Source organism: Aureimonas ureilytica (genome assembly GCF_001475935.1).
Taxonomy (GTDB): domain Bacteria; phylum Pseudomonadota; class Alphaproteobacteria; order Rhizobiales; family Rhizobiaceae; genus Aureimonas; species Aureimonas ureilytica_A.
In genome coordinates this window covers 39,964-50,334 of sequence record NZ_LDQA01000053.1, presented here as the reverse complement: position 1 = coordinate 50,334, position 10,371 = coordinate 39,964, and the positions used below count along the sequence as shown (strand labels likewise).

Below are 10,371 nucleotides of genomic sequence, written 5' to 3'. Positions count from 1 at the left end.
GGGATCGCGCAGATAGGCGGCATAGGCGCCCGGAAGATGGCCGCGCGGACCGGGCGCGCCTTCGTCCGTGCCGCCCGCGCCCAGCCCGGCGCTGTGGAACGCGTCCACCTCGGCCGTGGTCTTGGCCGCGAAGCCGATCGTCACGCCGTTGCTGGTGGGGGCACTGCCATTGCCGGGCTTGGCGACGATGAAGGCCGGCTTGTCCCGGCCATAGAGCACCCAGCCGTTGCCGAAGGGTCCGAGATTGTTGACGCCGAGCGCGCCCAGCGCGGCGTCGTAGAACGCGGCCGAGGTCGCGACATCGGTTGCGCCGATCATCACATGCGAAAAGACGTCGTTTCCAGAAATCACGGCCATCGCTTTTTCTCCCATTCGGAACGCGGCCGCGCAGACGCGCCGTGCCCCTGTGAACCCATTCCGGCACGATCGGGCCGGGCGCTCGATCCACCGCCCTTCAGCGGAGGGCGGATCGATGCGCGACTGTGACCCCGGTTTGCGCCGGGAGACAGCACGGACCCGCCATGGAAAGGCGATGAATGCGTCATGGGGCGAAGAGAGTGGCGAGGGCTGGCCGGAGCTTCGGGAGGCGAGGGCGCGTGACGGCCGGCTCGCCACAGCCTCGCGCGCCCGCCATTACCAGCGGACGCGTGTTGTCATGAGATCGTCTCAGCGGGCGCGGGGGCCGAGAAGGTGCAGCGGGGTGCGATAGGTTTCGCGCGCCGTGAAGGCCGAGATCGCCGCGATCACCGAGGTGATGGTGACGAAGATGGCCACGGGATGCCAGCCGGTCGGCCCCGTGCCCTGGATGGCGGCGGCGATGGTCGGGGCGAAGCCGCCGAGCGCGAAGCCGATCTGCGTGCCGATCGCCATGCCCGACAGGCGCACCCGCGTGTCGAACATCTCGCCATAGAGCGAAGGCCAGACGCCGTTGGCCGCCGAATAGACGACGCCCAGAAGCAGGATGCCGAAGACGAACATCAAGGTGACATCGCCCGAGGAGACCGCCCAGAACATCGGCCAGACGGTGGCGGCCGAGCCGAGCGCGCCGAAAATGAAAACGGGGCGGCGGCCGATCCGGTCGGCCAGGATGGCCCAGAGTGGAATGGCGGCGAGCGCCACGAGATTGGCCGAGATCAGGACGAGCAGCGTGGTCGCCTGCGGAATCTTCGCCTCGCGCACGGCATAGGCCAGAACGTAGTTCGCGCCGATCGTGCTGACCACCGAAACGAGCGCGGCGAAGACGACGCGCAGGACATCGCGCCATTGCTCGCGGAACAGTGTGACGACGGGCGCGCGCTCCGTCTTGTTCTCCTCGCTCTCGAAGGCCGGGGTTTCGGGCAGGGTGCGGCGAACCCAGAAGCCGACCGCGACCACGAGGGCGCTCAGAAAGAACGGGACGCGCCAGCCCCAGGAGAGAAGCTGGTCCTCAGGCAGGGCGGTGATCGGCAGGAACACGAGATTGGCGAGGATCAGCCCGGCCTGCGTGCCCGACAGGGTGAAGCTGGAGAAGAAGGCGCGCCGATGCGCCGGCGCGTGTTCCAGCGTCATGGAATTGGCGCCCGCCTGCTCGCCGGCGGCCGAGATGCCTTGAAGCAGGCGTGCCACGACCAGCATGGCCGGAGCCCAGATGCCGGCCTGCGCGTAGGTCGGCAGGCAGCCGATGATGAAGGTCGAGAAGCCCATGAGGAGAAGCGTGAAGGTCAGAACCTTCTTGCGGCCGAACTTGTCGCCGACATGGCCGAGCACCACCGCGCCGATCGGGCGCGTGATATAGGCGACGCCGAAGGTCGCAAAGGACAGCATCAGCGCCGCCTGCGGGTTCTCCGACGAGAAGAAGAGCTTGGGAAAAATCAAGGACGCGGCCGCGCCGTAGATGAAGAAGTCGTAGTATTCGACGGCGCTGCCGATCCAGCTTGCGAGCGCCGCCTTGCGGGGGGCCTGCATCTCGTGCGGATGTGCCTCGGCCGTGGCCGATCGCGCGGAGCTTGATCGCACCGAGCTTGCCTCAGATATCATGGTTGTTCCTCCTCTCGGTGGTGTGTCGGACCCGGCCCGTGGCTCTCCCAGCCTGACGGGGCGCGGGGCGTGATGTCAGCTGGCGCTGGTCATCTCGGTGAAGTGGCGGCGCATCCGCTCGGCGTCGGGGTCAAGGCCGGTGAAGAGCCGGAAGGCTTCCACGGCCTGGAACACCGCCATGCCGCCGCCGTCGAGCGTGCGGCAGCCGAGCGCGCGCGCCCTGCGCAGAAGCTCGGTTTCGAGCGGGAAATAGACGATTTCCGCGACCCAGAGGCCGGACTGCAGCCACTCGGCGGGCAGCGGCAGGCCCGGCAGCTTGTCCATGCCGGTGGGCGTGCAATGGGTGAGGCCGGTGGCGCTGGCGAGATCGGCCTGGAGATCACCGGCCGCCCGCGCCCGTCCCGCGCCGAAGCGCTCGCAGAGCGAAGCGGCGAGGTCTTGCGCGCGGCTGGGCTCCACATCGGAGAGGATCAGCTCGGCCGTGCCCAGCGTCAGCAGCGCGTGGGCCACCGCCGCGCCCGCGCCGCCCGCGCCGAGCTGCACCACGCGCGTCATCTGCGCGCCGGGCAGGCCGCGCCGGAAGCCTTCGGCAAAGCCCCACCAGTCGGTGTTGTGGCCGATGCGACGGCCTTCCCGCAGCACCACCGTGTTCACCGCGCCGAGCGCGCGCGCGTCGTCCGACAATTCGTCGAGATGCGGAATTACCGCCTGCTTGGCGGGATAGGTGATGTTGAGCCCGGCAAAGCCCATGCGCTCGGCCGCCGTCAGAAGCTCGGGCAGCGCCTCGACGCCGAGGCCGAGCGGCGTCAGGTCGATCTTCTGATAAAGAACGCGCAACCCTTGCGCATCGCCCTCGCGCTCATGCATGGCCGGGGTGAGCGAGCGCTGAATGCCCGCGCCGATCAGGCCGGCCAGAACCGAACGCCCGCGCTCTGGCCCGGCGTCCTGCGTGTTCGCGTGTGACCGCTCCTGCACCAGCAGAGCCATCCGCGCCTCCCAAATGTCTCGAAAAAAGCCACGCTCCCACGGGCATGGCGCAAAATTTGTACGAACTGGTACGTTCGTGTCAAGAGCCGACGAAGGAATTGCTGTTTAGCTTTCGCCCCGGATCGTCGCGGCCACCGCGCGCAGCTCTTCCAGAAGGATCGCGGCGGAGGGCGAGGGGGCGATGCCGGCGCGCAGCGTGATGCCGACCGGCCCCTGCGTTTCCCGCGTGCCGAGCGCAAGGCGCTTGAGGGTGCCGGCGGTGAGATCGTCCAGAACGACGCCTTCCGAAATCGCCCAGATCGCATCGCTCGTCTGGACATAGGTGCGCGAGAAGGCGAGCGATACGGTTTCGATTACGCGCGGCGGCGCGGGCAGGTTGGCGGCGGTGAAGAGCCGGTCGAGCACCGGGTGGATCACCGAGCCGGGCGGGGGCAGGAGGCATTCATAGGCCGCGAGATCGCCGGGTTCGAACGGCTTGTCCGCCAGCGGGTGGCCGGCGCGCACCACGAAGACGATCGGCTCGGAATAGAGATGCTCGAAGACGAAGCCGGTCATCGCTTCGGGCTCGCCCATGCGCCCGATCACGATGTCGAGCCCGCCCTCGCGCAGCTGGCCGGCGAGATAGTCGTTCGGCCCCGTGACGATGCGCGGCACCGCGCCGAGCGAATGGGTCATGTAGCGCCGGATCGCCTCGGGCAGGAGGCGGGCAGAAACGGTCGGCAGCGCGCCGACGCGCACGGGCAGGGCGCTGGGCGAGGCCGCGCCCTCCACCTCCTCGACGCCCCGCCGCAGCGCCGCGAGGCTGGCCTCCGCGTGGCGCAGGAAGAGTTCGCCATAGGGCGACAGAAACGCCCCGCCGCGCGAGCGCGACAGGAGATCGACGCCCAGGATCGCCTCCAGCTCCTTGATCGTCTTGGACACGGCGGGCTGCGTCACCGAAAGTTCGGCCGCCGCGCGCATCACGCCGCCCTGCCGCGCAACCGTGACGAAGGTTCGGAGATGTCGCAGGCGAACGGCGGAGAGGGACATCGGCATAACCTCTAAGTTATCGCTGTGGCACCAATCATCATTTTACATAAGGGATCAAGCGGCCTAGCTCTCACGTCATGTCTGGGGAGGACACAGATGGCCTTCATCACCGCCAATGGCATCGCGATCCATGCCGAGGTCGAAGGGCGCGCGGGCGCGCCGCGCCTGGTGTTCTTGAACTCGCTGGGGTCGGATCGCCGCATCTGGGGCGAGACGGTCGCGCGGCTTGCCTCACGGTTTCAAATCCTGACCTTCGACCAGCGCGGCCACGGCCTGTCCGAGACCGGGGCCGAGCCCATCACCATCCCGCTCCTGGCGGGTGACGTGACCGCGCTTCTGAACGCGCTCGGCTGGAGCCGCGTTTCGCTCGTCGGCCTGTCGATCGGCGGTCTGATCGCGCAGCACCTTGCCATCCACCATCCCGAGCGCGTCGAGCGGCTCGTGCTTCTGGATACGGCAGCGCGCATCGGCTCGGTGGACTCGTGGAACGCGCGCATCGCCGCGGTGCGGGGCGAGGGGCTCAAGTCCATTTCCGAAACCGTCCTGCGCGGCTGGGTGTCGGAGGGTTTTCCCGCCGCGCAGCCGGCCCGCTTCGCGGCGTGGCGGCGCATGTTCGAGGCGACGCCGGCGGAGGGCTATGTCGGGGCCTGCGAGGCGCTGCGCGAGGCCGATTACACCGATCTCGTCGCCACCATCCGCGCGCCGACCTTGGCGCTGGCGGGAGAGGGCGACCGCGCCACGACGCCCGACCTCGTGCGCGCCACGGCCGAGCGCATTCCCGGCGCGCGTTTCGAGGTGATCCCCGGCACAGGGCATCTGCCCTGTCTGGAGCGCGCCGAGGACCTTGCGGCCCTCGTCGCCGGCCATGTCGGGACGAGCGAGGACACGGAGACGAGCCGCTTCGAGGCGGGCATGAGCGTGCGCCGCGCCGTCTTGGGCGAGGCGCATGTGAACCGCGCGACGGCCGCCATCACGCCCTTCGACGCGCCCTTCCAGCGTTTCATCACGGAAGGGGCTTGGGGCTCGGTCTGGGCGCGCAGCCATTTCACGCGGCGCGAGCGCTCCATCGTCACCATCGCGCTTCTGGCCGCGCTGGGGCAGGATGACGAGGTCGCCATGCATGTGCGCGCCACCGCCAACACGGGCGCGAGCCCGGAGGATGTGGCCGAGGCGCTCCTGCATGTCGCCGTCTATGCCGGCGTGCCGGCGGCCAATCACGCGATCAAGATCGCCAAGACGACATTCACCGAGATGACATGGACCGAGCGGGAGGGCGCGGCACGATGAGCGGTTCCTATTTTCAGCGCGACCGGGACTGGCATCCGCCCGCCCTGACGCCGGGCTACAAGACCTCGATCCTGCGCAGCCCCCGCAACGCGCCTCTCTCCCTGCCGACGACGCATTCGGAGGAAACCGGGCCGGTCTTCGGGCACGATCTGATCGGCCCGCTCGACAACGACCTGATCCGCAATTTCAGCCGCGACGGCGGCGAGGCCATCGGCCAGCGCATCGTGGTCTATGGCCGCGTGCTCGACGAGAACGCCCGCCCCGTGCCCGGCGCGCTGGTGGAGTTCTGGCAGGCCAATGCGGGCGGGCGCTATCGCCACAAGAAGGAAAGCTATCTCGCCGCGATCGATCCGAATTTCGGCGGCTGCGGGCGCGCGATCACGGATGGCGAGGGGCGCTATTCCTTCCGCACGGTGAAGCCCGGCGCCTACCCCTGGCCGAACGGCGTCAACGACTGGCGGCCGGCCCATATCCATTTCTCGGTGTTCGGCCACGCCTTCGCGCAGCGCCTGATCACGCAGATGTATTTCGAGGGCGACCCGATGATCTGGCAATGCCCGATCGTCAAGACGATCCCCGACCGGGCCGCGATCGAACAGCTCGTCGCCGCGCTCGACCGCAACGCCACGATCCCGATGGACAGTCTGGCCTACAAGTTCGACATCGTGCTGCGCGGCCGGCGCTCCACCCTATTCGAGAACCGGATGGAGGGGAACTGATGGCCCAGCGCCTCGACTATCTGAAGGAGTCGCCTTCGCAAACGGCCGGCCCCTATGTCCATATCGGCACCAACCCGAACTGGGTGGAGATCACGGGCGTCTGGAAGGACGATCTCGGCCTCGTCATCGTCGGGCCGGACACCAAGGGCGAGCGCGTCATTCTGGAGGGCCAGGTGACGGACGGCGCGGGCTCGCCGGTGCGCGACGCCCTCGTGGAGATCTGGCAGGCGGATGCGCAAGGCTTCCACAATTCGCCAGCGGAGACGCGCGGCCAGGCCGACCCCGCCTTTGCCGGCTGGGCGCGCCAGCCCTTGTCGGAAGGGGACGGCACGTTCCGCTTCGAGACGATCCGTCCGGGCCGCGTGCCCTATCCCGATGGCCGGCTCCAGGCCCCGCATGTCACAGTCTGGATCGTCGCGCGCGGCATCAATCTCGGCCTCCACACGCGGCTCTATTTCGGGGACGAGGTGGAGGCCAACGCGGCCGATCCGCTTCTGAACCGCATTCCCGAACCGGCCCGGCGCGCGACCCTGATCGCCCCGCGCACGGAGAGGGACGGCCTGCCCGTCTTCCGCTTCGACATCCGCCTTCAGGGCGAGAACGAAACCGTCTTCCTGGATATGTGACCTCATGGACAAGAGCCTTTCCAGCCTCAGCGAGGCGGTCTCCGGCATCGAGGACGGCGCGACCGTCATGATCGGCGGCTTCGGCGGCTCGGGCGCGCCGATCGAGCTGATCCACGCGCTGATCGACCGTTTTCTGGCGACGGGTTCGCCTAAGAACCTGACGGTGGTCAACAACAATGCCGGCAACGGCCATGTCGGCCTCGCCGCCCTGATCGAGCAGGGCATGGTCGCCAAGCTCATCTGCTCCTTCCCCCGCTCGGCCGACCCGCGCGTGTTCACGGAGAAGTATCTCGCCGGCGAGATCGAGCTGGAGCTGGTGCCGCAGGGCACGCTCGCCGAGCGCATCCGGGCGGGCGGCGCGGGCATTCCCGCCTTCTATACGCCGACCAGCTACGGCACGGATCTGGCCAAGGGCAAACCCGTCGAGGAGTTCGACGGCCGGCCTTACGTGCGGGAGCACTGGCTGAAGGCGGATGTCGCGCTGATCAAGGCGCATAAGGGCGACCGGCTCGGCAACCTCACCTTCAACAAGGCGGCGCGCAACTTCAACCCGCTGATGGCGATGGCCGCGAGCGTCACGATCGTTCAGGTGTCTGAGATCGTCGAGCCCGGCGCGATCGACCCCGAAAGCGTGGTGACGCCCGGAATCTTCGTGCAAGGGCTGGTCGAGGTCGCCAACCCCGCGCAGGAAGAAGAGCTGAACCGCGCCAACGCGGTCTACCCGGAGAAGGTGGCATGAGCACCAAACTCACCTCCACCCAGATCGCTTGGCGCGCCGCGCAGGACATTGCCGACGGGGCCTATGTCAATCTCGGCATCGGCTTTCCCGAAATGGTCGCGAAGTTCCAGCCGCCGGGCCGCGAGGCGATCTTCCACACCGAGAACGGCATTCTGGGCTTCGGCGAAGCCCCAGCGGCCGGCGAGGAAGACTGGGACCTGATCAATGCCGGCAAGAAGGCCGTCACGCTCAAGCCCGGCACGGCTTTCTTCCACCATGCGGATAGCTTCGCCATGGTGCGCGGCGGGCATCTGGATGTCGCGATCCTCGGTGCCTATGAAGTCGCCGAGACCGGCGATCTCGCCAATTGGTCGACCGGGCCGAAGGGCGTACCGGCGGTGGGCGGGGCGATGGATCTGGTGCACGGAGCCAAGCGCGTCGCCGTCATCACCGAGCATGTCACCAAGGACGGCAAGCCCAAGCTGGTCAAGCGCTGCTCGCTGCCGCTGACGGGCGTGGCTTGCGTCACGCGCATTTATACCAGCCTTGCCGTGATCGACATCGAGAATGGGCATTTCGTCTTGCGCGAGAAGCTGCCCTCGCTGTCGCTGGACGAGCTTCAGGCTCTCACGGGCGCGGAGCTTCATCAGGACGGCCCCGTCTTCGACCTCATCGTGCCGGAGCTTTGACCATGCGCGACGCCTTTCTCTGCGCCTATCTGCGCACGCCCATCGGCCGCTTCGGCGGCGCGCTCTCGTCGGTGCGGGCCGACGATCTCGGCGCGGTGCCGCTCAAAGCCCTGATGGAGCGGCACGCCTCGCTCGATTGGGCCGCCGTGGACGACGTGATCTTCGGCTGCGCCAATCAGGCGGGCGAGGACAATCGCAATGTCGCGCGCATGAGCCTCCTGCTCGCGGGCCTGCCCGACAGTGTGCCGGGCACCACGATCAACCGGCTCTGCGGCTCGGGCATGGACGCGGTGATCCAGGCCGCGCGCGCGATCAAGTCCGGCGAGGCCGAGCTGATCGTGGCGGGCGGCGTGGAATCGATGAGCCGCGCGCCCTTCGTCATGCCCAAGGCCGAAACCGCCTTCTCGCGCCACGCGGAAATCCACGACACGACCATCGGCTGGCGCTTCGTCAATCCGCTGATGAAAGCGCAATATGGCGTGGATTCCATGCCGGAGACCGGCGAGAACGTCGCCGAAGATTTCGCCATCTCGCGCGCCGATCAGGACGCCTTTGCCGTGCGCTCGCAGAACAAGGCGGCGGAAGCGCAGGCGAACGGACGGCTCGCGACGGAAATCGTGCCCGTCACCATCCCGCAGCGCAAGGGCGATCCGAAGGTGGTGGACACCGACGAGCATCCGCGCGCCACCACCATTGAGACCCTCGCCAAGCTCCCGACGCCCTTCCGCAAGGGCGGTACGGTGACGGCCGGCAACGCGTCCGGCGTCAACGACGGCGCGGCGGCGCTGATCGTCGCCTCGGAAGAGGCCGCCAAGCGCCATGGCCTCACGCCCATCGCGCGCGTTCTCGGCGGCGCGGCGGCGGGCGTGGCCCCGCGCATCATGGGCTTCGGCCCCGCGCCGGCGTCGAAGAAGCTCATGGCGCGGCTGGGGCTCACCGCAGCCGATTTCGACGTGATCGAACTCAACGAAGCCTTCGCCAGCCAAGGCCTCGCCACCTTGCGCGACCTCGGCATTGCCGACGACGACGCGCGCGTGAACCCGAACGGCGGGGCCATCGCGCTCGGCCATCCGCTCGGTATGTCGGGCGCGCGCATCGCCGGCACGGCGGCGCTGGAGCTGCAACTGAGCGGCGGTCGCCGCGCGCTCGCGACCATGTGCATCGGCGTCGGCCAGGGCATCGCGATCGCGCTGGAGCGGGTGTGATGCTCGCCCGCGCCTCGCTGGCCGCCTCGCTGATCGAGGACGCCGAGATTTCGGCGCTCTTCGGCGCGCAGGCCGAGATCGCTGCTATCCTGCGGTTCGAGGCGGCGCTGGCTCGGGCGGAGGCTGACATCGGCACCCTGTCCGAGGCCGCCGCCGAGACGATCGAAGACGCGATCAAGTCTTTCGCGCCCGATCTCGCCGCGATCGGCCAAGGCATGGTGCGGGACGGCGTGCCCATTCCCGTTCTGGTGAAGGCGCTGCGCGCGGCCGTGGGCGAGCCCTATGGGGCCTTCGTCCATCGCGGCGCGACCAGCCAGGACGCCGTCGACACCGGCCTGATGCTGCGCATGAAGGTGCTGCTCGGCCTCCTCTGCGGTCGGCTGGATACCATTCTCGCGGCGCTCGAAACCCTCGCGGATACGCAAGGCGCGACGCCACTCATGGCGCAAACGCGCATGCAGGCCGCGCTGCCCTTCACCGCCGCCGACAAGCTCGCCACCTGGGCGCGCCCGCTCGCAGCCCATCGAGCGCGCCTCGCCGCGCTCGGGGACGCCCTGCCGATCCAGCTCGGCGGGCCGATCGGCCATGGCGTGAGCTTCGGCGCGCCCTACGAGGCGCTGCGCGCGGAACTCGCCGCCCGCCTCGGCCTTCGCGACGCCGCGCCCTGGCACAGCGACCGCACCCTCATCCTCGACATCGCGCAGAGCTTCGCCCTTCTCACCGGCACACTCGGCAAGATCGGGCAGGATTTGGCGCTCATGGCGCAGAACGAGGTCGGCGCGGTGTCGCTGCCCGGCGGTGGCGCGTCCTCGGCCATGGCGCACAAGCAGAACCCGGTCGCGGCCGAGGTGCTCGTTTCGCTGGCGCGCCTCAATGCGGGGTATCTGGGCACGCTCGCCCAATCCCTGGTGCATGAGAACGAGCGCTCGGGCGCGGCCTGGACGCTGGAATGGCTGGTGCTGCCGGAGATGGCGCAGGCGTCGGGCGCGGCGCTCAGCCATGCCTCCGTGCTGCTCGCCGGCCTGCGCTTTCAGCCGCGAACGGAGCCGTGATCCCGTCCGCTGCTTTGCCGGCTTGAGATCGCCCCTCTCTTCG

General features: G+C 68.8%; 11 protein-coding genes. 7 read left to right on the top strand and 4 right to left on the bottom strand.

Annotated features, from left to right (window positions below):
• From NS365_RS18555 to pcaQ, 4 genes are all read right to left on the bottom strand, one after another.
• A partial coding sequence (locus tag NS365_RS18555) for a VOC family protein (RefSeq protein ID WP_058601783.1) occupies nucleotides 1–357 on the bottom strand: 357 nt, incomplete at its 3' end.
• Nucleotides 358–666: 309 nt separating this feature from the next.
• On the bottom strand, nucleotides 667–1,944 hold the full coding sequence (locus NS365_RS18550; protein ID WP_058601782.1) for an MFS transporter: 1,278 nt from the start codon (nucleotides 1,942–1,944) through the stop codon (nucleotides 667–669).
• A 147-nt stretch (nucleotides 1,945–2,091) separates the two neighbouring features.
• Nucleotides 2,092–3,003, bottom strand: a complete 912-nt coding sequence (locus tag NS365_RS18545) for a shikimate dehydrogenase (RefSeq protein WP_082684711.1) — start codon at nucleotides 3,001–3,003, stop codon at nucleotides 2,092–2,094.
• A gap of 105 nt (nucleotides 3,004–3,108) precedes the next feature.
• Entirely contained in the window at nucleotides 3,109–4,032 is a 924-nt protein-coding gene (pcaQ, locus tag NS365_RS18540) for a pca operon transcription factor PcaQ (RefSeq protein WP_058601790.1), read from the bottom strand.
• A 96-nt stretch (nucleotides 4,033–4,128) separates the two neighbouring features.
• On the opposite strand from pcaQ, the gene pcaD reads away from it, so the two are divergent.
• The 7 genes from pcaD to NS365_RS18505 are packed head-to-tail and all read left to right on the top strand — an operon-like array spanning nucleotide 4,129 to nucleotide 10,328.
• A complete protein-coding gene (gene pcaD, locus NS365_RS18535; protein ID WP_058601781.1) occupies nucleotides 4,129–5,319 on the top strand; it encodes a 3-oxoadipate enol-lactonase in 1,191 nt (396 codons plus the stop codon).
• Nucleotides 5,316–6,038 (top strand): protocatechuate 3,4-dioxygenase subunit beta, encoded by a 723-nt coding sequence (pcaH, locus tag NS365_RS18530; RefSeq protein ID WP_193753482.1) that lies wholly within the window; start codon nucleotides 5,316–5,318, stop codon nucleotides 6,036–6,038. Before pcaD ends, pcaH begins: the two co-directional genes overlap by 4 nt.
• The gene (gene pcaG, locus NS365_RS18525) at nucleotides 6,038–6,664 is read left to right on the top strand and encodes a protocatechuate 3,4-dioxygenase subunit alpha (RefSeq protein ID WP_058601779.1); all 627 of its coding nucleotides are present in this window, start codon (nucleotides 6,038–6,040) and stop codon (nucleotides 6,662–6,664) included. Before pcaH ends, pcaG begins: the two co-directional genes overlap by 1 nt.
• A 4-nt stretch (nucleotides 6,665–6,668) precedes the next feature.
• Nucleotides 6,669–7,403 (top strand): 3-oxoacid CoA-transferase subunit A, encoded by a 735-nt coding sequence (locus NS365_RS18520; RefSeq protein WP_058601778.1) that lies wholly within the window; start codon nucleotides 6,669–6,671, stop codon nucleotides 7,401–7,403.
• On the top strand, nucleotides 7,400–8,071 hold the full coding sequence (locus NS365_RS18515; protein WP_058601777.1) for a 3-oxoacid CoA-transferase subunit B: 672 nt from the start codon (nucleotides 7,400–7,402) through the stop codon (nucleotides 8,069–8,071). Before NS365_RS18520 ends, NS365_RS18515 begins: the two co-directional genes overlap by 4 nt.
• Nucleotides 8,072–8,073: 2 nt before the next feature.
• Nucleotides 8,074–9,276 (top strand): 3-oxoadipyl-CoA thiolase, encoded by a 1,203-nt coding sequence (gene pcaF / locus NS365_RS18510; protein ID WP_058601776.1) that lies wholly within the window; start codon nucleotides 8,074–8,076, stop codon nucleotides 9,274–9,276.
• Entirely contained in the window at nucleotides 9,276–10,328 is a 1,053-nt protein-coding gene (locus tag NS365_RS18505; protein ID WP_058601775.1) for a 3-carboxy-cis,cis-muconate cycloisomerase, read from the top strand. The genes pcaF and NS365_RS18505 overlap by 1 nt, the downstream gene beginning before the upstream one ends.
• The last annotated feature ends 43 nt before the right edge of the window (nucleotides 10,329–10,371 follow it).

Coding starts and splice junctions, on each gene's coding strand:
- NS365_RS18550 (WP_058601782.1), bottom strand. CDS start 1,944: ATGCAGGCCCCCCGCAAGGCGGCGCTCGCAAGCTGGATCGGCAGCGCC.
- NS365_RS18545 (WP_082684711.1), bottom strand. CDS start 3,003: ATGGCTCTGCTGGTGCAGGAGCGGTCACACGCGAACACGCAGGACGCC.
- pcaQ (WP_058601790.1), bottom strand. CDS start 4,032: ATGTCCCTCTCCGCCGTTCGCCTGCGACATCTCCGAACCTTCGTCACG.
- pcaD (WP_058601781.1), top strand. CDS start 4,129: ATGGCCTTCATCACCGCCAATGGCATCGCGATCCATGCCGAGGTCGAA.
- pcaH (WP_193753482.1), top strand. CDS start 5,316: ATGAGCGGTTCCTATTTTCAGCGCGACCGGGACTGGCATCCGCCCGCC.
- pcaG (WP_058601779.1), top strand. CDS start 6,038: ATGGCCCAGCGCCTCGACTATCTGAAGGAGTCGCCTTCGCAAACGGCC.
- NS365_RS18520 (WP_058601778.1), top strand. CDS start 6,669: ATGGACAAGAGCCTTTCCAGCCTCAGCGAGGCGGTCTCCGGCATCGAG.
- NS365_RS18515 (WP_058601777.1), top strand. CDS start 7,400: ATGAGCACCAAACTCACCTCCACCCAGATCGCTTGGCGCGCCGCGCAG.
- pcaF (WP_058601776.1), top strand. CDS start 8,074: ATGCGCGACGCCTTTCTCTGCGCCTATCTGCGCACGCCCATCGGCCGC.
- NS365_RS18505 (WP_058601775.1), top strand. CDS start 9,276: ATGCTCGCCCGCGCCTCGCTGGCCGCCTCGCTGATCGAGGACGCCGAG.